Here is a 22,148-nt window from a genome sequence, read left to right on the forward strand (position 1 = left end):
GCTTTCACATTGTGGGAGTCAGTGGGGTCTGGTATCATAATATCCCGTCCAGAACTTCATTAATTTCCTCTAAATCCAACTCTCAGGTTTAGCATGACGACGAACTACATTTTTGTTACGGGCGGTGTTGTATCCTCCCTCGGTAAGGGTATTGCTGCAGCCTCATTAGCAGCCATTCTTGAAGCGCGTGGCCTCAACGTCACCATCATGAAACTCGACCCTTATATTAACGTGGATCCAGGGACAATGAGCCCTACCCAGCACGGGGAAGTATTCGTCACGGAAGACGGCGCAGAGACCGACCTTGACCTCGGTCACTATGAGCGCTTTATTCGCACCAAAATGACCAAGCGTAATAACTTTACCTCTGGTCGTGTGTATGCGGATGTACTGCGCAAAGAGCGCCGTGGAGATTACCTGGGAGCTACCATTCAGGTGATTCCGCACATCACCAATTCAATCAAAGACCGCATCATCGCCGGTGGTGAAGGTCACGATATTGCGATTGTGGAAATCGGCGGTACCGTCGGTGATATAGAGTCGCTGCCATTTTTGGAAGCGATTCGCCAGCTGACGGTTGAGGTTGGCCGCGAGCGTGCGATGTTTATGCACCTGACTCTGGTGCCTTATCTGGCGGCAGCAGGTGAAGTGAAAACCAAGCCGACTCAGCATTCGGTAAAAGAACTACTCTCAATTGGTATCCAGCCTGATGTGCTGGTATGTCGTAGTGAGCGTCCGATCCCGGCTAATGAGCGCGCAAAAATTGCGCTGTTCTGTAATGTGGCAGAAAAAGCCGTGATCACCATGAAAGACGTAGATTCTATCTACAAAATCCCATCACTTATTCGCTCTCAAGGCCTGGATGATCTGGTTTGTAATCGTTTTGGCATTGAAGCGGCGGAAGCTGACCTGTCAGAGTGGGAGCAAGTTAGCTACGAAGAAGCCAATCCTATGGGCGAAGTGACCATTGGTATGGTGGGCAAATACATCGAGCTGCCGGATGCGTATAAGTCCGTCAACGAAGCCTTGAAACACGGTGGGTTGAAAAACCGTCTCACCGTCAACATCAAGTATGTAGACTCGCAAGATCTTGAAACACGCGGCTCAGAAATGCTGCAAGATTTGGATGCTATCTTGGTACCCGGTGGATTTGGTGACCGAGGTGTGGAAGGTAAAATCCTGGCAGCACAATATGCCCGTGAAAACAAACTGCCTTACTTGGGTATCTGCCTCGGTATGCAAGTCGCTCTGATTGAATACGCGCGTAATGTCGCGGGGATGGAAGGGGCAAACTCGACCGAGTTTAACAAAGAGAGCAAATACCCGGTGGTGGGACTGATCACTGAGTGGGTCGATGAAGAAGGGAAAGTGGAAGAGCGCAGTGAAACCTCTGATCTTGGCGGTACCATGCGCCTTGGTGCTCAACTTTGCCACCTTGCCGAAGGCTCTAAAGCCCATCAGCTTTATGGCAACACGCAAATCCACGAGCGTCATCGCCACCGTTATGAAGTTAACAACTTATTGCGTCCGCAGCTAGAAAAAGCGGGGCTGTCAATCTCAGGCCTGTCTGCGGATAAAAAGCTGGTGGAAATCATTGAAAACCCTGAGCACCCTTGGTTTGTTGCGTGCCAGTTCCACCCAGAGTTCACGTCGACACCACGTGATGGCCACCCACTGTTTGCCGGATTCGTTGCGGCGGCAGGCAAAAAACAGCGCGGTGAGCTATAAACGAGATTCGAGCGGTCGCCTGAAAATGGGCAGCCGCTTTTATTTTTAAAAACAATGACAGACGAGAGGAATCACAATGTCTAAGATCGTTAAAGTTCTAGGCCGTGAAATCATTGATTCACGCGGTAACCCAACCGTTGAAGCAGAAGTCCATCTAGAAGGTGGCTTCGTCGGTATGGCGGCAGCACCTTCAGGTGCATCAACGGGTTCTCGCGAAGCGCTAGAACTGCGTGATGGTGACAAGTCACGTTTCATGGGTAAAGGCGTTCTAAAAGCGATTGAAGCGGTTAACGGTCCAATCGCCGAAGCCCTACAAGGCAAAGATGCGAAAGCCCAAGCCGATATCGACCAAGTGATGATCGATCTCGACGGTACCGATAACAAGTCTAAATTCGGTGCCAACGCTATCTTGGCGGTGTCTCTGGCTAACGCGAAAGCAGCCGCGGCGGCGAAAGGCATGCCTTTGTTTGAGCACATTGCTGAACTCAACGGCACAGCCGGTCAGTTCTCAATGCCTCTGCCAATGATGAACATCCTTAACGGTGGTGAGCACGCGGATAACAACGTTGATATCCAAGAGTTCATGATCCAGCCTGTGGGTGCGAAAACCCTGAAAGAAGCACTGCGCATCGGTGCGGAAGTATTCCATAACCTCGCAAAAGTACTGAAAGCCAAAGGCCTAAGCACAGCCGTAGGTGACGAAGGTGGTTTTGCACCGAACCTAGATTCAAACGCCGCTGCACTGGCCGCGATTAAAGAGGCGGTCGAGCAAGCAGGCTACGAGCTAGGTAAAGACATTACCCTCGCGATGGACTGTGCGGCGTCTGAGTTCTATGACAAAGAGCAAGGCATCTACAACATGAAGGGTGAAGGTAAAACCTTCTCTTCAGAAGAGTTTAACCACTACTTGGCGAAACTGGCTGAAGAATACCCAATCGTGTCTATCGAAGATGGCCTCGACGAGTCTGACTGGGACGGCTTTAAGCACCAAACTGAACTGCTGGGTGACAAACTCCAGCTCGTCGGTGATGATCTGTTTGTAACCAACACCAAGATCCTTAAAGAAGGTATCGACAAAGGTGTCGCGAACTCTATCTTGATCAAATTCAACCAAATCGGTTCTCTGACCGAAACGCTGGCGGCGATCAAGATGGCGAAAGACGCAGGCTACACAGCCGTGATCTCTCACCGTTCAGGTGAAACTGAAGACGCCACCATCGCTGACTTGGCGGTTGGTACGGCTGCAGGCCAAATCAAAACCGGTTCGATGAGCCGTTCTGATCGTGTGGCTAAGTACAACCAGCTCATCCGCATTGAAGACGCGCTGGGTGAAAAAGCACCATTTAATGGTCTAAAAGAAGTGAAAGGCCAATAATCGGCACGTAAGCACTTTTTACCAAAAAGCCGTCCCGTTTAACGGGGCGGCTTTTTTCATTTAGGAAAACCATGACACCAGCCAGCGGATCCGCTAGCCTATGCGGTTAGTCAATCAGGGTGTGAATACCCTGAGCCGATATTGGAAGGAGTACAGGTATGAGGCTGCTATCGGTTGCACTGTTTCTCACGCTGGTGTGGCTGCAGTATGAACTGTGGCTGGGTAAAAATGGCGTGACAGACTATTGGCAAATTGAAGCCAATGTCGCCGTGCAGCAACAAGCCAACCAAAAACTCGTTAAGCGTAACCAGCAAATGTACGCAGAAATTGCCGATTTGAAGCGTGGGCAAGAAGCGATTGAAGAGCGCGCCCGCAATGAGCTGGGCATGATAAAGCCGGACGAGACATTTTTCCGATTAGTCGATAAATCCCAGTAACTGACAGCCGTTGCTGGCGGTACAACCAAAGAAGATAACTTGTGGTCGAACAACCCCCTTTGCAGCACAACACCGCTTTACAACCCGGAATAAGCGCCGTGGTCCCTGCCGCAGGTGTCGGCAGCAGGATGCAAGCTAGCTRCCCGAAACAATACCTCCCTCTCGCCGGCAAAATGCTGATTGAGCATACGGTTGAGCGTTTACTCTCTCACCCTGCCGTGGCCGACGTGATCATCGCCATTGGTGCGGACGATCGCTACTTTGCGGACACTCGCTTGAGTGAGCGTCCCAATGTGCGTGTTGTCTTGGGTGGAGCAACGCGTGCCGCGTCGGTGCAAGCTGGACTCGACGTGGTCAATACGCAATGGGTGATGGTGCATGATGCCGCACGCCCTTGCGTGTCGCATGCCGATATCGATGCCTTGATTAAACAGGCGCAATCTCACCCCGATGGCGCTTTGCTCGCCGCGCCGGTTAGAGACACCATGAAGCGTGCAGACGCGCAAGGACAGGTGGCGCATACGGTTGAGCGAGCGGCGCTTTGGCATGCATTGACCCCGCAAATGTTTTTAACTCACTTGCTTATAGACGCCCTCGCGAAAGCCGGTGAACAAGTGACGGATGAGGCGTCTGCCGTTGAAGCCCTCGGAGGGAAGCCGGTATTGGTCCCTGCCAGTGCCAGTAACATTAAAGTCACTCATCCCGAGGATAAGTGGCTGGCCGAATTTTACCTTTCACGACAAGAAGGCAAATCATGATTCGAATTGGACATGGGTTCGATGTACACAAATTTGGCGGAGACGGCCCTGTCATTATCGGCGGGGTCAGTGTCCCTTATGCGCAAGGTCTGGTCGCGCACTCAGACGGTGATGTGGCGCTTCATGCACTGTGTGATGCCCTGCTGGGCGCGATAGCGGCGGGCGATATCGGTCAACATTTTCCCGACACCAGTGACGAATGGAAAGGTGCCGACAGCCGTGTGCTTCTTCGCGATGTATACAGCAAAGTACGCCGAAAAGGGTATCAATTAGGTAACGCTGATATCACTATTATCGCCCAAGCGCCGAAAATGGGCCCACATATCGACGCCATGCGTGAAGCCATCGCCAGTGATTTGTGTGTGACAGTAGATGCGGTTAACGTCAAAGCCACCACCTCTGAGCGTTTGGGCTTTACCGGACGCAAAGAGGGCATTGCCTGTGAGGCGGTGGTGCTATTAAACAAAGAGGCCGTATGACAGACTTACTCGCGCCCTTGGCTTACTTACATGGCCAACCAACACAGCCAGGCACTTTAAAAGCGTCACCGGACGATTTTATTGTCTCGGAGTCCCTAGGTTTCACCCCATCAGGTCAAGGCGAACACTTTTTAGTGCGGATTAAAAAGCGTGGTGAAAATACCAAATACGTGGCCAATGAGCTGGCAAAAGCCTGTAGGGTGAGCTCGCGACAAGTGAGCTGGGCGGGCCTTAAAGATCGTCACGCCGTGACTGAGCAATGGTTCAGTGTTCATCTGCCAGGCAAAGGGGATCCGGACTTAGCGGCGTTCGTCGAAAACCACCCAGGCGTTGTGAGCATTGAAGGGATAGCCCGCCATCAGCATAAATTGCGTCCTGGCGATCTGACCGGCAATCAGTTCACGCTCTGTATTCGCGATCTGGCGTCGCCACAGGCTTTAGTGCCGCGGCTAGAGGCTATCGCAAAGCAGGGCGTGCCCAATTACTTTGGTGCGCAGCGCTTTGGTCGTGATGGCAATAATGTCGAGATGGCGCGCGCCTGGGGGCGTGGAGAAATAAAAGTCCGTGACAAGAGCAAGCGCAGCTTTTATCTCTCAGCAGCCCGGTCGTTGCTGTTTAATCAGGTGGTGTCTGCACGGATAGAAGCGGGCGTCTTTGCCTCTACCCTGAGCGGCGACCTATGTCTCGATGAACAACAGCAAACCCACTTGGTTGAGCAAGAAGGCCGTCATCAGCCTGGCATTACCGGCCCTTTAACGGGCGACAATGCGTTACCCACCGAGGGGCAAGCACAGCACTTTGAGCAAGCGGTGGTCGACAAAGAGCCTGAGCTATTAGGCGTGATCCGTGATAATCGCATGCGTCATGACCGTCGTGTGCTGTGTTTACTGCCGCAAGCGATGACCTGGACACACGATGCTGACACCTTAACCGTGCGTTTCTTTTTACCCGCGGGCGCATTTGCCACCGCGGTGATGCGAGAGTTAGTCGTCGCGACCCCACAAGGAGAGCACAATGCGAATATTGATTAGTAACGACGACGGTTATCACGCCCAAGGGATCCAAACCTTGACCGAGGCGTTATCGACCATTGCAGATGTGGTGGTGGCCGCGCCTGATCGCAACTGCTCAGGCGCGTCAAATTCACTCACATTAGAAAACCCCTTGCGCGTGCGCGAACTCGCACCGCAGCGTTATGCGGTTCAGGGGACCCCCACCGACTCGGTGCATTTGGCGCTAAGGCAATTGGTGCCCTGGGAGCCTGATTTTGTGATCACTGGGATTAACCATGGTGCTAACCTCGGTGATGATGTGCTTTACTCGGGGACAGTGGCCGCGGCGACAGAGGGCTTTTTCCTGGGCGCACCAGCTATTGCAGTCTCACTATGTGGTCACCAACACTTTGAGACAGCTGCGCACGTCGTGAAACAATTCTTAGCCAAGAACCAGCGCCATGCCGCGCCCAGTCATCGCCTCATTAATATTAATGTGCCCGATGTGCCAATCGATAGCCTAGAGGGGTGGAAGGTGACACGCCTTGGCGCCCGTCATCACGCCGAAGATGTGATAAAGCAAAGCGATCCACGGGGTAAACCGATATACTGGGTGGGGGCGCCCGGTCAAACCCAAGATGCAGGACCAGGAACCGATTTTCACGCCATTGCGGCGCAATATGTTTCTATAACACCACTGCAGGTAGACTTAACCGCGCATGATACCCTGGGCGTGTTTTCACAATGGTTAAGCGAGTAGGCGGCAGATACGCCATCGTTGGTGAGCCGCATTGAGGCGGCGGCCGTTTCAATAGACTTATACTCAGTGATAAAGGAAGCAGACGTTGAGTCAAGCGCAATCACTTATTCAATTTTTGCAGCAACAAGGTGTGACTGACACCCATGTGCTAAACGCCATGCAGGCTGTGCCTCGGCATTTATTTGTCTCTGAAGCCATGACCCACCAAGCTTATGGAAACAATGCGTTACCCATTGGGTGGGGACAAACTATTTCACAACCTTATATCGTGGCTAAGATGACATCATTGCTCAATTTGCGACGCGATAGTCGCATTTTGGAAATTGGCACCGGATCCGGTTATCAAACGGCGGTCCTCGCTAACTTGGTGGATCATGTTTATTCTGTCGAGCGGATCAAGCCACTACAAATGCTAGCCAAACGGCGCTTAAAGCAGCTAGATATTTATAATGTCTCGACAAAACATGGAGATGGTTGGCAAGGGTGGCCGTCGAAGGGCCCCTATGATGCGATCATGGTAACGGCAGCCGCGGCGCACGTGCCCGATGCGTTGTGCGATCAGCTTAATGACGGCGGCGTGATCTTGATTCCGATTGGTGATGATGAGCAAACATTGATGCGCGTCACTCGCCAAGGCACCACTTTTCACACCGAGACGGTTGAATCGGTTAAGTTTGTTCCCCTGGTGGCAGGTGAGCTGGCATAACCTGTCTCAGAGATGGAGCTGTGTTTAAAAATAGATGAAAATCGCGCTTTTTCTTTCACTGCTAGTGGTTATATCTGGTTGCTCTTGGCGAGGGCCGGCGCCGGTATCCAGCGTGACACCCGACTATACCAGCGTCGATAGAGGCAGCTATCGCGGCAGCTATTACGAAGTTAAGAAGGGCGATACCCTCTACTATATCGCTTATATCACGGATCGTGATATCGACGACATCATCGAACACAATAATCTACAGTCCCCCTATACCATTTATCCCGGGCAGACACTGGCGCTGTGGAAGCCCGCCTATCAACGTCCTGACGTGGCTCAATCCACATCAGGCGCGACAAATGTGGCCTCTGCCACGGCGTCAGCTGCAAGTGCGAGCGTGGCAGCATCTTCTTCTAGAAAAAGCGCTAAATCTAGCAAATTCGAGAAAAAAAAGAAGTCAAAAACCGCGAGTGAACGCACAAAAAGCGTTGAATCGGGGTCATCGTCGAGGTACAGTCAACCTAAAGACAAAAGTAAACAAGCTGTTAACAAGCGGACCGCTAGCGCATCTAACCAACAGATCAGCTGGCAATGGCCATCCAGAGGCCGAATGGTGTCCCGATTTTCTAGCACAGAGCGAGGCAATAAGGGCATAGATATTGCTGGACAACGAGGACAGGGCATTCAGGCAGCGGCAGATGGAAAAGTCGTGTACGCCGGCAGTGCGCTTCGGGGTTACGGTAAATTAATAATAGTGAAACACAATGATGATTATCTAAGTGCGTACGCGCACAACGATTCGTTTTATGTTTCAGAAGGCCAAGCTGTCAAAAAGGGGCAGAAAATAGCTTCCATGGGCAGTTCTGGTGCAAACAGTGTTCGGTTGCATTTTGAAATTCGCTACAAAGGAAAATCGGTCAATCCGTTACATTATCTGCCAAAGCGGTAGCACAGGGTAACCAAGGTGATATCGCCGCAGCCACCAATGTGACGGGGCCGGTATAAGCAGAAATGAGTTCTGCTTAGCTGCTACGTCATTAGGGAGGCGCTATGAGCCAAACAAATACCGCAAAGAAACTGGACGGCTTGAACCAAGACGTTGAATTCGACACCGTGGAAGCACAAGCTGACGAGGTGCTCGAAGAAGTCGAAGAGGCAGTGCAGCAACAAGCGGCCACTTCAAAGGCCTCTGATGCCACCCAACTCTACCTCAGCGAAATTGGCTTTTCACCGCTGCTTACCGCTGAAGAAGAAGTGCTCTATGCGCGCCGAGCGTTGCGCGGTGACGAGGTTGCTCGCAAGCGTATGATTGAGAGTAACCTTCGCTTGGTGGTGAAAATTTCACGTCGCTATTCTAACCGTGGTTTAGCGCTGCTCGATTTGGTCGAAGAAGGAAATCTTGGCTTGATTCGCGCGGTGGAGAAGTTTGACCCTGAACGTGGCTTCCGCTTTTCAACCTACGCAACCTGGTGGATTCGTCAAACCATTGAACGTGCCATCATGAACCAAACGCGCACCATTCGTCTGCCGATTCACGTCGTCAAAGAGCTGAACGTGTACCTGCGAACCGCGCGCGAGCTGGCACAAAAGCTTGACCATGAACCGACCGCTGAAGACATCGCGGCGCAGCTCGATAAGCCGGTAGAAGATGTGAATCGGATGCTTCGTCTCAACGAGCGTATTGGCTCCGTGGATAATCCCATTGGCGGTGATTCGGAAAAAGCCTTGCTAGATATCATCCCAGATGAGAAGCAAGACGGCCCAGAGTACACCACACAAGACGATGACATGAAAAAGTCGATTGTCCAGTGGCTACAAGAGCTTAACCCAAAGCAACGTGAAGTATTGTCACGGCGTTTCGGGCTTCTCGGTCATGAAGCATCAACGCTGGAAGATGTGGGACGTGAGATTGGCCTAACCCGAGAGCGGGTACGTCAAATCCAGGTGGAAGGGTTACGCCGCCTGCGCGACATGCTGACGCATCAAGGGCTGAGCATCGAATCGCTCTTTAACGTAGAGCAATAATCAGCCTGTTAATGTCGCATCAGTCATAGAGCGAGCATCACAGTCATAGATATTAATGAAGGGACAGCGATGGCTGTCCCTTTTTATTGGCTGGCATGACGGCTCACAGGATGATGGCGTGGTCGATTAGCGAGATTGCTGTAACGCCTTGAGCGCATAGAGGGCGTCTAAGGCTTGCCGTGGGGTCATCTCATCGGGGTTTAAGGCATCGACCGCGTTATCCAGTTCGCTAGGCTCAGGCAGTAAGGCGAGCTGAGCGGGCGCTGGATCACCGACCGTTTGTTCAGCATGAATGGTATGTTGGCCGCTTTGCTCGAGTTGTGCCAGTTTATGCTTAGCACGCCGTATTACCGGCTTGGGAACCCCCGCGAGGCTCGCGACGGCTAGGCCATAAGACTTACTGGCTGCGCCTTCTTGCACCGCGTGCATAAACGCAATGTCATCGCCATGCTCCATGGCATCAAGGTGCACATTCACCAAGCCTTCCATTTGCCCTGGCAGTTCGGTGAGTTCGAAATAATGGGTGGCAAACAAGGTCATTGCATGAATTTTCTCTGCCAGCCATTCTGCACTGGCCCATGCTAAAGACAAACCATCGTAGGTACTGGTGCCGCGGCCAATTTCGTCCATTAACACCAAGCTGTTTGCCGTCGCGTTATGGAGAATATTGGCGGTTTCCGTCATTTCCACCATAAAGGTTGAGCGGCCGGAAGCGAGATCGTCAGAGGCGCCGATACGGGTAAAAATCCGATCAACAGGCCCAATAGTCGCGCGATCTGCGGGCACATACGCACCAATATGGCTCATCAAGGTGATCAATGCCGTCTGGCGCATATACGTGGATTTACCCCCCATATTCGGCCCGGTAATGATCAACATCCGCCGCGCAGGGCTTAAGGCGATGGGGTTAGGGATAAAGGGGTCACTCATTACTTGCTCTACCACTGGATGGCGGCCCGCTTCGATATCGATGCCCGGTTTGTCGGTAAGCTCTGGGCGATGGTAATTGAGCGTCTCAGCGCGTTCAGCAAGATTACACAGCACATCCAGCCCAGACAATGCCTCAGAGGCACGTTGCAGTTGAGCCAAATGTGGCAGTAATAAATCAAATAACTCTTCCCACAACCGTTTCTCTAACGCTAATGCGTTGGACCGAGAGCTTAAGACCTTATCTTCGTGCTCTTTTAATTCGGGGATAATGTAACGCTCTGCATTTTTAAGCGTTTGCCGGCGGATATAATGTGCAGGTACTCGGTCACTTTGCGCGCGGCTGATTTGAATGTAAAAGCCGTGCACCTGGTTATAACCCACCTTCAGGGTATCGATGCCATATTGCTCGCGCTCGCGGGTTTCGAGTTCTTCTAAGTAGCGTGATGCGCCTTCCGATAAGTCGCGCCATTCATCCAGTTCCGCATTGTACCCTGGCGCAATCACGCCGCCATCACGGATCACTACCGGCGGGTTCTCGACCACCGCGCGGGTGAGCAAATCTTGCAGCTCTGGCATCGGTGTGGTGGCCGTTTGGTAATCGAAAAAGGCATGATGATCTAGCTCGGTGAGCAGCGTCTGTATCTCAGGCAGCTGCGCCAATGCGGTGCGCAGCCTTGCCATATCGCGGGGGCGAGCAGAGCGCATCGCCAAGCGAGCCAGTACGCGCTCAATGTCGCCAACCGGTTTGAGTGCGGCGCTTAACTCGGAGTATAAGCCACTATCAAGCAGCGCGCCGATCGCATCCAAACGTTGGTTGAGCACTTGAGGGTCGCGCAGGGGTTGATGGAGCCAGCGTTTCAGTAAGCGACTGCCCATTGGCGTTGTCGTGCGATCCAAAACGTCAGCCAGGGTGTTGTCGGTGCCGCCCGCGAGGTTTTGGGTGATCTCTAAATTACGTCGTGTCGCGGCGTCCAACACCACAGAGGTGTCTTGCTGATCTTTGATGATGGCACGAATATGGGGAAGCGCAGTGCGCTGGGTTTCTTTGGCGTATTGTAAAACACAGCCGGCGGCACTGAGCCCCAGCACGCAGTCTTCCACGCCAAAGCCGACTAAATCGCGGGTGCCAAATTGGCTGGTCAGTTGACTGCGAGCGGTGTCGAGATCGAATTCCCAAATCGGTCGGCGCCTTGCGCCGCGGCTCGCTGTGAGTAAATCAGGGTAGGGAAAGTCTTCTGGATAAAGCAGCTCAGCCGGTTGCGTGCGTTGCAGCTCGGCTTGCATTTGCTCGTAGGTAGCAGGCTCGGTCAGCACAAATCGCCCCGAGGTAATATCTAAGGTGGCGAAGCCAAACTGCTCGTTATCACAAGTCAGTGCGGCCACCAAGTTATCAACCCGCTCGCTAAGCAGCGCTTCATCGGATACTGTGCCGGGGGTGACGATTCGCACCACCTGGCGCTCAACCGGGCCTTTACTGGTAGCCGGATCGCCAATTTGCTCACAAATCGCCACCGGCTCGCCCAATTGCACTAACTTCGCTAAATACCCCTCCACGGCATGAAAGGGCACACCCGCCATGGGGATCGGCTCACCGCCTGAGCTGCCGCGCTTAGTCAGCGATATATCCAAAAGCTGAGAGGCGCGTTTGGCATCGTCGTAAAAGAGTTCGTAAAAATCCCCCATGCGATAGAACAGCAGCTCTTCAGGGTGCTGCGCTTTGAGTTTGAGGTACTGTTGCATCATCGGGGTGTGCTTTTCGAGCGCTTGTACTGTCACGACTAGACCTGCAAAATGGAACATTGAAAAGGGTAGGTAGAATACGTGATCGTACGGCAAAGGGTAAAGTTGCGGTACCGGTTTCTTCCCCCCTCAACAAAAGGAGCGCATGGTGGAACAGTTATTCTCGCTAGCAAAGCAACTCGGCGATGCCTTATTGGATGCAGGGCTGACAGTGACCACCGCAGAGTCTTGCACCGGGGGCGGTATCGCTTACTGCTTGACGGACGTGCCAGGAAGCTCGCAATGGTTTCAGCAAGCATGGGTGACCTACAGCAACCCAGCCAAACACCAACAAGTGCACGTGCCAGATGACCTATTAGCACAATATGGTGCGGTGAGTGAACCTGTGGTGATGGCGATGGCGGAAGGTGCGCGCCAAGAATCAGAAGCAGACTTGGCGATTGCCGTGAGTGGTGTGGCTGGCCCATCGGGAGGGAGTGCTGATAAACCTGTGGGTACCGTGTGGTGCGCATGGGCTTGGCATGGTGGCGAAACTGACACAGAAGTCTGTCATTTTGAGGGGGACAGGCGCGCGGTTCGTGAACAAACGGTCGCGCATGTGTTGTCCCATGCTTTAAGGCGCTTGTCTCCGTAACTGGAGACGTGTCGCACCACACAGATTTTTTCTATACAGGGCTAGACACTGTATGTATGGACAGTATACTTAGCCCCAATGACTGATAGCTTTCATCGCATAGATAGCGGTTTATTTCCTGGAGACTGAAATGGACGATAACAAAGAAAAGGCGCTCGCAGCCGCACTCGGGCAAATCGAAAAGCAATTTGGCAAAGGCTCAATCATGCGTCTGGGTGATGACCGCACCATGGACATCGAAACCGTATCGACCGGCTCTTTGTCTCTCGATATTGCCCTAGGTGCCGGCGGGTTGCCTTTTGGTCGTATTATCGAAATCTATGGCCCAGAGTCATCAGGTAAAACGACGCTGACACTAGAAGCGATTGCCGAAGCACAAAAAATGGGAAAGACCTGTGCCTTTATCGACGCTGAGCATGCTCTTGACCCTATTTATGCGCGCAAGCTGGGTGTCGACATCGATAACCTTTTGGTCTCTCAGCCAGATACCGGTGAGCAAGCGTTGGAAATTGCCGATGCCCTGACACGCTCGGGCGCTGTCGACATGATCGTGATTGACTCAGTGGCGGCATTGACACCTAAAGCTGAGATTGAAGGCGAGATGGGCGACTCACACATGGGTCTGCAAGCGCGGATGTTGTCACAAGCGATGCGTAAGCTCACAGCCAACATCAAAAACAGCAATACCATGATGGTCTTCATCAACCAAATTCGCATGAAAATTGGTGTGATGTTTGGTAACCCAGAAACCACGACTGGGGGTAACGCGTTAAAATTCTACGCCTCGGTTCGCCTGGATATTCGCCGCATTGGTGCGATTAAAGAAGGTGACGAAGTGGTGGGCAACGAAACCCGCGTCAAAGTGGTAAAAAACAAAGTGGCTGCGCCCTTTAAACAAGCCGAATTCCAAATCCTTTATGGCCAAGGCATTAACTTGCAGGGCGAATTAGTAGACTTGGGCGTGAAACACAAGCTGGTAGAAAAAGCCGGTGCTTGGTACAGCTACAAAGGCGATAAAATTGGCCAAGGTAAAGCCAATGCCTGCAAATACCTGAAAGAAAACCCACACATTGCGGAAGAAATTGACACCACCTTGCGCGAGATGTTGCTGCAGCCTGGCCTCAACAACGAAGCGGTCGACGCGAACGCGGAGGCAGAAGCCGAGGACGATCAGCTGTAATGGCCGTATCGTGCCAAGACGTTGCGGTGGGCTTGTTAGCCCGCCGTGACCATTCTGTTCACGAGCTGCAACAAAAACTGACTCAACGCGGGTTTGATCAAGACACCATTGCGCTGACCCTTGATGAGTGTCTCGCCCGTGGTTGGTTAGATGATGCCCGTTTTGCGGCCAGCTTGTTGCGCCAAGGTGTGAGCAAACATCATGGCTGGCTACGTATTTGCCAAGATGCCAAGCGAAAGGGTATCGACACTGAGTTGTTATCACGTGCCGAACAAGAGCAAGAGGTTGACTGGTATGCGCTAGCCAGAGAGACCGCACAGCGTAAATATGCCGATCTCGATGGCCGCCTTCCGCCAGCCGAGCAAAAGGAAAAAGCCAAACGCATGCGCTTTTTACAGTCACGTGGCTTTAACTTTGATCAAATCCAATACGCACTCAGTCACGACGATTCGAACACGCATTTCTAAACCAATCCCACTCTGTCTCTTTTCCGCACGCGATCGGTTGTTTACAATGGCGTAAATAAAACCATGCTTCCATCGCGTCACGACCATATCTGGTTGCTAACGCAATATTCGATTATCAGGATTAGCCAATGTATATGAGCACTGATGAGATCCGTACAGCGTTTCTCAAGTTCTTTGAAAGCAAAGGGCACCAGATTGTGCCTAGCTCGTCGCTCGTGCCTGCCGATGACCCAACGCTTTTGTTCACCAACGCAGGGATGAACCAGTTTAAAGATACTTTTTTAGGGGTTGAAAAGCGTGACTACACGCGTGCAACGTCAGCACAGCGTTGTGTGCGGGCGGGCGGCAAACACAACGACCTTGAAAACGTCGGTTTTACCGCGCGCCACCATACCTTTTTTGAAATGCTCGGCAATTTCAGCTTCGGTGATTACTTCAAGCAAGATGCGATTCAATACGCATGGGCATTTTTGACCGAAACCATTGGTTTGCCAAAAGAAAAGCTGTTGGTAACCGTATACGAAACCGATGACGAAGCATTTGATATTTGGCATCAGCAAATCGGTGTCCCAGCGGATCGCATTGTGCGTATCGGCGATAAAGAAGGCGGTAAGCCTTACGAGTCTGATAATTTCTGGCAAATGGGCGATACTGGGCCATGCGGACCATGTAGCGAAATTTTCTATGACCATGGTGAGCATATTTGGGGTGGCCCGCCAGGGACGCCAGAAGAAGACGGGGATCGCTTCATCGAGATCTGGAATATCGTCTTTATGCAGTTTAACCGCCAAGCAGACGGTACGATGGAAAATCTGCCTAAGCCGTCAGTGGATACCGGGATGGGGATTGAACGCATAGCGGCAATCAAGCAGGGCGTGCATTCTAACTATGAAATCGATGTTTTCCAGCAATTGATTAAGCAAGTCGCTGACATCATTGGGGTTGAAGATCTCACTAACCAGTCTTTGCGCGTAGTCGCTGACCACATCCGCTCGTGTGCATATTTGATTGTTGATGGTGTGATGCCATCGAACGAAGGGCGAGGCTATGTGTTGCGCCGAATCATTCGTCGTGCGGTTCGCCATGGTAACAAGCTTGGCAGCAAAGAGGCGTTTTTCTATAAGCTGGTTGGCCCTCTCGCTACCATCATGGGGACGGCAGGTGAAGATCTGCGTGCGCAGCAAACCATGGTGGAAAAAGTCCTTAAGATTGAAGAAGACAACTTTGGTCGCACGCTTGAGCGTGGCATGTTGATGTTGGAAGAGGCCTTGGACAAGGTTAAGGGTGACGAGTTAGATGGTAAAACTGTATTCAAACTCTATGACACTTACGGCTTCCCGGCAGACTTAACCAATGATGTTGCGCGTGAGCGCGGTTATCGCATTGATGAAGCCGGCTTTGAAGCGGCGATGGAAGCCCAGCGTCAGCGCGCGCGCGAAGCCGGTCAGTTTGGCACTGACTACAACCAAGCCATAAAAGTGGAGCATGGCTCTGATTTTTGTGGTTACACAGGGACAGAAGGCACAGGCCAGATCACTGAGATTTTTGTCGACGGTGACACCGTTGATAGCTTGGTATCGGGGGATAAAGCGGTGGTGATCCTTGATCACACGCCTTTCTATGCCGAGGCCGGTGGCCAATGTGGTGATACAGGGGTGATTGACACTGACCAAGGGCGATTTACCGTGACGGATACCCAGAAAGCGGGGCAAGCCATTGCGCATTACGGCAGCTTGTCGGAAGGGCAACTGAGTGTCGGGACACAAGCAACCGCTCGCGTGGATTCTGAGCGTCGCCACGCGGTAGCGATGAACCATTCTGCGACCCACTTGCTTCATGCTGCGCTACGTGAGGTACTGGGTGAGCATATTGCTCAGAAGGGGTCTTTGGTTCGCCCTGACGGCTTGCGTTTTGACTTCTCACACCTTGAGCCGGTCACCGCCGATGAGCTCAAAGCGGTTGAGCGGATCGTGAATCAACAAATCCGTGAAAATAGCCCCGTGCAGACAGAAGTGATGGATATCGAAGCCGCCAAGCAAAAAGGCGCGATGGCACTGTTTGGTGAGAAATACGATGACCAAGTGCGTGTATTAAGCATGGGTGACTTTTCTATCGAGCTGTGTGGCGGGACACACGCGACGCGTACGGGCGACATTGGCATGTTTAAAATCGTCTCTGAAGCGGGTATCGCGGCCGGTGTACGCCGCATCGAAGCCATTACCGGGCAAGCGGCCATTGATAGCGTTTATCAGCAACAGGCTGACTATGAAGCCAAACTTGACGAAGCCCAGAGCAAAGCGAAAGCGTTAGAGAAACAAATTCAGCAGCTTAAACAGAAACTGGCCGCACAAGAAAGTGCTGGGCTGATCAATCAGGTCCGTGAGCTAAACGGGGTAAAAGTGCTGATCAGCCAGCTTGATGGTGCGGATAACAAAGCACTGCGTAGCATGGTGGATGATCTGAAAAACCAAATGGGCAGTGGCATTGTGCTGCTCGGCAATGTGGCCAATGACAAAGTCGGCCTGATTGCGGGGGTGACTAAAGATCTGACCGGCACCGTGAAAGCCGGTGAGTTGGTTAACCTTGTTGCCCAACAAGTGGGTGGCAAGGGCGGTGGCCGCCCTGATATGGCACAAGCCGGCGGTAGTGATGTGAGTGCACTGCCGAGTGCGTTAGCCTCCGCGGAGACCTGGCTCGCTGAGCAACTATAAGCCGCTTTTGTTTTTTTAAAAGTCAAGAGGGTCGCGTATCGCGACCCTTTTTTGTGATCTAGATTAATAATTGCACTTTTTTTCYGATTCTGTATAGTGCAACGCCTTAAGCGATGCACTGGCGTAAGACGTGATACTGGTTAGATTTTATCGCCACGCCAGCCAATGCAGTACAGATTTCTCTTACACTGTTATCTCAGGTCAATCGCCTTCTCGGCTAACGGCATGATGATAAAACAGTAAATTTCTCTGCCCCTTTCTGGATATGGTGTGATAATTCAGCCATAGTGTGAATACGGACGTTTTGGCGTCCGTATTGGCATCATGAGCAGGGAAAGAACCCAACGATCACAGGTAACGAGCCGATACGCTGGCGGGTTATCTGGCTCAGACACTAATTGAATAAGTAAAAGATTGATACTCAAGGAGTAGAAGCATGCTGATTTTAACTCGCCGTGTGGGCGAAACCTTGATGATTGGTGATGAAGTGACTGTCACCGTACTGGGTGTGAAAGGTAACCAAGTTCGTATTGGTGTGAACGCACCGAAAGATGTTTCGGTACATCGCGAAGAGATCTACATGCGTATTCAAGCCGAGAAAGGCACGCCTGCAAGTGGTCAAAACGACTACTAACAAGGCAAAAAGAGGTCGACCAAAGGTCGGCCTTTTTTATCCCTGCTTTTCCCGTAAAATCAGAATGAAACGGCGATAAATCCAACAATAGAATTGGGTTGTGGGTGATAATTGTCCATTTGTTGGTGGCAAGACGATTTTTGCCAGAAAAGTGTTTGACATATATGTGGCTCAAAGTAATATGTGCACCCGCAGCGACGGTGAGGTGGCCGAGTGGCTGAAGGCGCTCCCCTGCTAAGGGAGTATACGGTTTGTAGCCGTATCGAGGGTTCGAATCCCTCCCTCACCGCCATGTTGCTGCAGCAAGATAGATGCGCGTCCGTAGCTCAGCTGGATAGAGTACCTGGCTACGAACCAGGCGGTCGGAGGTTCGAATCCTCCCGGACGCGCCATAACTTGCGGTGAGGTGGCCGAGTGGCTGAAGGCGCTCCCCTGCTAAGGGAGTATACGGTTTGTAGCCGTATCGAGGGTTCGAATCCCTCCCTCACCGCCATGATTTACAAGCCTGCCTTGTATTAAGATGTGCGTCCGTAGCTCAGCTGGATAGAGTACCTGGCTACGAACCAGGCGGTCGGAGGTTCGAATCCTCCCGGACGCGCCATCTCTTCACGGAAGACCCGCAACACGGTTCATGATGAACGTAAGATTGACGACACGCGCTCGTAGCTCAGCTGGATAGAGTACCTGGCTACGAACCAGGCGGTCGGAGGTTCGAATCCTCCCGAGCGCGCCATCTTCAATCCTAAGCAAATCCGTCAGCGCGTCCGTAGCTCAGCTGGATAGAGTACCTGGCTACGAACCAGGCGGTCGGAGGTTCGAATCCTCCCGGACGCGCCATTTTGCTCGCTTCTCTGCCTTATCGCATACCATCCTTCGTTTACTTCTATCGCTTCGATAGTTATCGTTGACCTCTTCATGTCTCTCTGCGTTTCCTTTATATCTCCCTTTACGTTTTGATTGCTTGTCTGTCACGTTCAGTACGTCGTTTTGACAGTTGATACAAATAATCACGATAGGAAAAAGGTTTTTTCCAAAAGTGCGATAGTCTGAAAATTGGTATCGTTCCCCATTTTATTCGGTGCTCGCGTCAGTGGCTCTCGGCCCTGTATTGACGGTAATTGTGTATAAACACTTAGTTTGTTTGGTTTGATTGCGAAGTGGCTAAAAATGCCCATTGATGGGCGTTATGAGGTAACAAAAACGCAATCGCCAGATTGTCATTGATACGAATTGTTAGTATTTTGAACGCCGTTGATGAGTTTGCCACCAAAATAAATGGATAATAATGGGGGCAATCACTGCTTAGAAGTAAGCAATAGTGAGTGTGACAAGGAAGAAACCATGGATTTAGGCCCGCTTTTAGAACAGGCAACGATGCTGATGTTAACCGGCATGGTTGTGGTATTTGTATTTCTTTCGATATTAATTTTTTTGGTCCGCCAACTGGAACGTTTTGGTGACCCTATCCCCCCTGCCGCGGCGAAAGCAGCCGCTCAGCCCAAAGCCCAAGCAGCACCTGACGTATCGCAGCCTTCACCGGATGTGATTGCCGCGATCACTGTCGCTGTTCAGCAGTACCGCCAACGTCACCGTTGAGTGGCCAGGCACATATAAAAAAGGAGTTTGTTATGTCTACGCCGTTAGCTATTACCGATGTGGTATTGCGTGATGCCCATCAGTCGTTGTTTGCCACACGTCTGCGTTTGGACGATATGTTGCCGATTGCCGCCGAGCTGGATCAAATTGGTTTTTGGTCACTGGAAACCTGGGGTGGGGCGACCTTTGATGCTTGTATTCGCTACCTGGGTGAAGATCCTTGGGTGCGCTTGCGAGAGCTCAAAAAAGCGATGCCAAATACGCCGATGCAGATGCTGTTGCGTGGTCAGAACCTGTTGGGTTATCGCCACTACGCCGATGATGTGGTACACAAGTTTGTCGAGCGCGCACATGCAAATGGCATGGATGTGTTCCGGATCTTTGATGCGATGAACGATGTGCGCAACTTCCAAGCAGCGGTGGGCGCGGCGGTGGAAGTCGGTGCGCATGCGCAAGGCACTATCTCTTATACCACCAGTCCCGTGCACACCATGGACACCTGGACAGACTTGGCCAAACAGTTGGAAGATCTTGGCTGTCACTCGCTGTGCATTAAAGACATGTCTGGTTTGCTAAAGCCTTATGAAGCCCATGAGCTGGTGAGCCGTATCAAAGCGGCGTGTGATATCCCCCTATCCTTGCATTGTCACGCCACCACGGGATTATCGACGGCCACCGCCGTCAAAGCGGTTGAAGCGGGCCTAGATGTGCTCGATACCGCCATTTCTTCAATGAGCCAAACCTACGGGCACACGCCGACTGAAACCGTGGTCGCGATGCTCGAAGGCACTGAGCGTGAAACGAACCTCGATCTGAATAAGCTTGAGTCCATTGCCGCTTATTTCCGCACCGTGCGTAAAAAATACGCGCAATTTGAAGGGCAGCTTAAAGGCGTCGACTCACGTATTTTGATTGCACAAGTGCCCGGCGGCATGTTGACCAATATGGAGAGTCAGCTTAAAGAGCAGGGGGCGACCGACAAAATGGACGAAGTGTTGGAGGAAATTCCCCGGGTCCGTGAAGATTTAGGCTATATCCCCTTAGTCACCCCGACTTCGCAAATTGTCGGCTCTCAATCGGTGATTAACGTGCTGACCGGTGAGCGCTACAAGAGTATTACCAAAGAGACGGCTGCATTACTCAAAGGGGAGTATGGAAAAGCCCCCGCGCCGGTTAATGCCACCCTCCAGGCTCGCGTGTTAGATGGCGAAGAGGCAATCACCTGTCGCCCTGCTGATAAGCTGGAGCCGGAAATGGACGCGCTGACTCAAGCACTGACCGACAAAGCCGCGGCCGAGAATGTCACTTTAGCGGATCAGACCATTGATGATGTGCTGACCTATGCCCTGTTCCCGCAGGTGGGGTGGAAGTTCTTACAAAACCGAGGTAACCCTGAAGCGTTTGAACCAGTACCAACCGGGGAGCCAACACCTGCACCCGCCGTACCTGAGCAATCAGGCAGGGGTGACGTGGAAACCTACAGCGTGCGTGTTAACGGTCAGGTCTATCAGGTCGATGTAGGGCCAGATGGGGCGCTGGGTGATATTCAGCCAGTGAGTCAGGCGCCAGTATCGACGAGTGCGCCAGCCCCTCAAGCTGCGCCAAGCAACCTTGAGCCGGTGACGGCCCCTCTGGCAGGGAACATTTTTAAGGTGATGGTCACCCCAGGGGAGCATGTCCAGGAAGGCGATGTCCTGATCATCTTGGAAGCGATGAAGATGGAAACCGAGGTGCGAGCTGCCCATGCGGGCACTGTCCAAGACGTACAAGTGAAAGAAGGCGATGCCGTGACCGTCGGCATGCCGTTATTGCACTTAGGATAAGAGGGCAGCATGGAAGGATTAATGATCCTGTGGTCGGAAACTGGACTGGCAAACTTCCAGTGGCCACAGTTGGTAATGATTGCCGTGGGCTGTCTATTGCTCTTTTTGGCGATTCGACGTGGGTTTGAACCACTGTTGCTCCTACCTATCGGTTTTGGCGCCATATTGGCGAATATACCCAATGCCGGTTTTAACGAGCCAGGCGGCCTGCTCTACTACGTCTACCATGTCGGGATTGATACTGGCGTATTCCCCCTGCTGATCTTTATGGGGGTGGGGGCGATGACCGATTTTGGCGCGCTGATCGCTAACCCGCGCACCTTGTTGCTCGGTGCCGCGGCACAGTTTGGTATTTTTGCTACCTTGTTTGGGGCCATTTTACTTAACTTGGTGCCAGGCATGGCGTTTAGCCTTCAAGATGCCGCTTCTATTGCCATCATTGGGGGCGCGGATGGGCCGACGGCTATCTTCCTCGCCAGTCGATTATCACCGGATTTGCTCGGCGCCATTGCCGTCGCAGCCTATAGCTATATGGCACTGGTGCCCATTATTCAGCCACCCATCATGAAGTTGTTTACCTCTGACAGCGAACGCAAGATTGAGATGAAGCAACTCCGTCATGTGTCGAAAACAGAGAAGGTCCTGTTTCCGCTGGCGGTTCTGATGATGACCATCTTGTTCTTGCCCTCGGCGACCCCGCTGGTTGGTATGTTCTGTCTTGGCAACTTGATGCGAGAGTGTGGCGTGGTGGACCGTTTATCGGGAACGGCGCAAAATGAGCTGATCAACATTGTCACCATTTTCCTTGGTCTGGCGGTAGGCTCCAAATTGGAAGCCGATAAGTTTCTTCAGTTTGAAACCTTAGGGATCTTGGTATTGGGCGCCGTCGCATTTAGCATCGGCACCGGAACTGGGGTATTAATGGCCAAAATCCTTAACCGCTTTAGCCGCGATCCTATCAACCCATTGATTGGGGCAGCCGGTGTATCAGCCGTTCCGATGGCGGCCCGAGTGGTTAACAAAGTAGGACTCGATGCTAACCCACACAACTTCTTGTTAATGCATGCAATGGGGCCCAATGTGGCTGGTGTATTGGGCTCAGCGGTCGCGGCCGGGATTTTGCTGGCTTTGGTCGGCTAGCCTTCAGTGATTTGATACCGAGTCGATAAAAAGAAAATAGCGGTA

The 22,148-nt window shown here is 52.2% G+C and carries 19 protein-coding genes and 6 tRNA genes; 24 read left to right on the forward strand and 1 reads right to left on the reverse strand.

Annotated elements, in window-relative coordinates; translation table 11 throughout:
* Positions 1-93 precede the first annotated feature (93 nt).
* The 10 genes from BZG13_RS01180 to rpoS all read left to right on the forward strand — a co-directional run bounded on the left by BZG13_RS01180 (position 94) and on the right by rpoS (position 9,248).
* The gene (locus tag BZG13_RS01180; RefSeq protein WP_077458818.1) at positions 94-1,728 is read left to right on the forward strand and encodes a CTP synthase; all 1,635 of its coding nucleotides are present in this window, start codon (positions 94-96) and stop codon (positions 1,726-1,728) included.
* A 76-nt stretch (positions 1,729-1,804) separates the two neighbouring features.
* Positions 1,805-3,103: a phosphopyruvate hydratase gene (gene eno / locus BZG13_RS01185; RefSeq protein ID WP_069363463.1), complete on the forward strand. Its 1,299-nt coding sequence runs from the start codon at positions 1,805-1,807 to the stop codon at positions 3,101-3,103.
* A 158-nt stretch (positions 3,104-3,261) separates the two neighbouring features.
* Positions 3,262-3,540 carry a cell division protein FtsB gene (ftsB, locus tag BZG13_RS01190; protein ID WP_046074097.1) on the forward strand — a complete coding sequence of 93 codons (279 nt, stop codon included), beginning with the start codon at positions 3,262-3,264 and terminating at the stop codon, positions 3,538-3,540.
* A gap of 89 nt (positions 3,541-3,629) precedes the next feature.
* Complete coding sequence (gene ispD, locus BZG13_RS01195; protein WP_077484503.1) at positions 3,630-4,298, forward strand: 2-C-methyl-D-erythritol 4-phosphate cytidylyltransferase; 669 nt, start codon at positions 3,630-3,632, stop codon at positions 4,296-4,298.
* Positions 4,295-4,777 (forward strand): 2-C-methyl-D-erythritol 2,4-cyclodiphosphate synthase, encoded by a 483-nt coding sequence (ispF, locus tag BZG13_RS01200; protein ID WP_069363465.1) that lies wholly within the window; start codon positions 4,295-4,297, stop codon positions 4,775-4,777. Before ispD ends, ispF begins: the two co-directional genes overlap by 4 nt.
* Complete coding sequence (truD, locus tag BZG13_RS01205; protein ID WP_077458817.1) at positions 4,774-5,808, forward strand: tRNA pseudouridine(13) synthase TruD; 1,035 nt, start codon at positions 4,774-4,776, stop codon at positions 5,806-5,808. Before ispF ends, truD begins: the two co-directional genes overlap by 4 nt.
* Positions 5,792-6,529 carry a 5'/3'-nucleotidase SurE gene (surE, locus tag BZG13_RS01210; RefSeq protein WP_069363467.1) on the forward strand — a complete coding sequence of 246 codons (738 nt, stop codon included), beginning with the start codon at positions 5,792-5,794 and terminating at the stop codon, positions 6,527-6,529. The genes truD and surE overlap by 17 nt, the downstream gene beginning before the upstream one ends.
* Positions 6,530-6,614: 85 nt before the next feature.
* On the forward strand, positions 6,615-7,235 hold the full coding sequence (locus tag BZG13_RS01215) for a protein-L-isoaspartate(D-aspartate) O-methyltransferase (protein ID WP_069363468.1): 621 nt from the start codon (positions 6,615-6,617) through the stop codon (positions 7,233-7,235).
* Positions 7,236-7,269: 34 nt separating this feature from the next.
* A complete protein-coding gene (locus BZG13_RS01220; RefSeq protein ID WP_077484404.1) occupies positions 7,270-8,172 on the forward strand; it encodes a peptidoglycan DD-metalloendopeptidase family protein in 903 nt (300 codons plus the stop codon).
* Positions 8,173-8,273: 101 nt separating this feature from the next.
* Positions 8,274-9,248 carry an RNA polymerase sigma factor RpoS gene (gene rpoS / locus BZG13_RS01225; protein ID WP_046074104.1) on the forward strand — a complete coding sequence of 325 codons (975 nt, stop codon included), beginning with the start codon at positions 8,274-8,276 and terminating at the stop codon, positions 9,246-9,248.
* Positions 9,249-9,374: 126 nt separating this feature from the next.
* Here rpoS and mutS read toward each other — a convergent pair whose 3' ends face one another.
* Positions 9,375-11,978, reverse strand: coding sequence for a DNA mismatch repair protein MutS (mutS, locus tag BZG13_RS01230; protein WP_443216347.1), 2,604 nt, complete (start codon positions 11,976-11,978; stop codon positions 9,375-9,377).
* 88 nt (positions 11,979-12,066) lie between these two features.
* On the opposite strand from mutS, the gene BZG13_RS01235 reads away from it, so the two are divergent.
* From BZG13_RS01235 to BZG13_RS01300, 14 genes are all read left to right on the forward strand, one after another.
* The gene (locus tag BZG13_RS01235; RefSeq protein ID WP_077484509.1) at positions 12,067-12,552 is read left to right on the forward strand and encodes a CinA family protein; all 486 of its coding nucleotides are present in this window, start codon (positions 12,067-12,069) and stop codon (positions 12,550-12,552) included.
* 130 nt (positions 12,553-12,682) lie between these two features.
* A complete protein-coding gene (gene recA, locus BZG13_RS01240; protein WP_069363470.1) occupies positions 12,683-13,732 on the forward strand; it encodes a recombinase RecA in 1,050 nt (349 codons plus the stop codon).
* Positions 13,732-14,199: a regulatory protein RecX gene (locus tag BZG13_RS01245; RefSeq protein WP_235614283.1), complete on the forward strand. Its 468-nt coding sequence runs from the start codon at positions 13,732-13,734 to the stop codon at positions 14,197-14,199. Before recA ends, BZG13_RS01245 begins: the two co-directional genes overlap by 1 nt.
* 128 nt (positions 14,200-14,327) lie before the next feature.
* Positions 14,328-16,910, forward strand: a complete 2,583-nt coding sequence (gene alaS / locus BZG13_RS01250) for an alanine--tRNA ligase (RefSeq protein ID WP_077484406.1) — start codon at positions 14,328-14,330, stop codon at positions 16,908-16,910.
* A 436-nt stretch (positions 16,911-17,346) separates the two neighbouring features.
* Entirely contained in the window at positions 17,347-17,544 is a 198-nt protein-coding gene (gene csrA, locus BZG13_RS01255) for a carbon storage regulator CsrA (protein ID WP_077484408.1), read from the forward strand.
* Between the two features lie 199 nt (positions 17,545-17,743).
* Positions 17,744-17,836 (forward strand) — tRNA-Ser (locus tag BZG13_RS01260).
* Positions 17,837-17,859: 23 nt separating this feature from the next.
* Positions 17,860-17,936 (forward strand) — tRNA-Arg (locus BZG13_RS01265).
* A gap of 8 nt (positions 17,937-17,944) precedes the next feature.
* Positions 17,945-18,037: transfer RNA gene (locus tag BZG13_RS01270), tRNA-Ser, on the forward strand.
* A gap of 31 nt (positions 18,038-18,068) precedes the next feature.
* Positions 18,069-18,145, forward strand: a tRNA-Arg gene (locus tag BZG13_RS01275).
* Between the two features lie 55 nt (positions 18,146-18,200).
* Positions 18,201-18,277 (forward strand) — tRNA-Arg (locus BZG13_RS01280).
* 27 nt (positions 18,278-18,304) lie between these two features.
* Positions 18,305-18,381 (forward strand) — tRNA-Arg (locus BZG13_RS01285).
* Positions 18,382-18,885: 504 nt separating this feature from the next.
* Positions 18,886-19,140 (forward strand): OadG family transporter subunit, encoded by a 255-nt coding sequence (locus BZG13_RS01290; RefSeq protein ID WP_069363473.1) that lies wholly within the window; start codon positions 18,886-18,888, stop codon positions 19,138-19,140.
* A gap of 32 nt (positions 19,141-19,172) precedes the next feature.
* A complete protein-coding gene (gene oadA, locus BZG13_RS01295; protein WP_077484410.1) occupies positions 19,173-20,963 on the forward strand; it encodes a sodium-extruding oxaloacetate decarboxylase subunit alpha in 1,791 nt (596 codons plus the stop codon).
* Positions 20,964-20,972: 9 nt separating this feature from the next.
* Positions 20,973-22,103: a sodium ion-translocating decarboxylase subunit beta gene (locus BZG13_RS01300; protein WP_069363475.1), complete on the forward strand. Its 1,131-nt coding sequence runs from the start codon at positions 20,973-20,975 to the stop codon at positions 22,101-22,103.
* The last annotated feature ends 45 nt before the right edge of the window (positions 22,104-22,148 follow it).

Origin of the sequence: Salinivibrio sp. ML323 (genome assembly GCF_001995745.1) — a bacterium.
GTDB classification, from domain to species: domain Bacteria; phylum Pseudomonadota; class Gammaproteobacteria; order Enterobacterales; family Vibrionaceae; genus Salinivibrio; species Salinivibrio kushneri.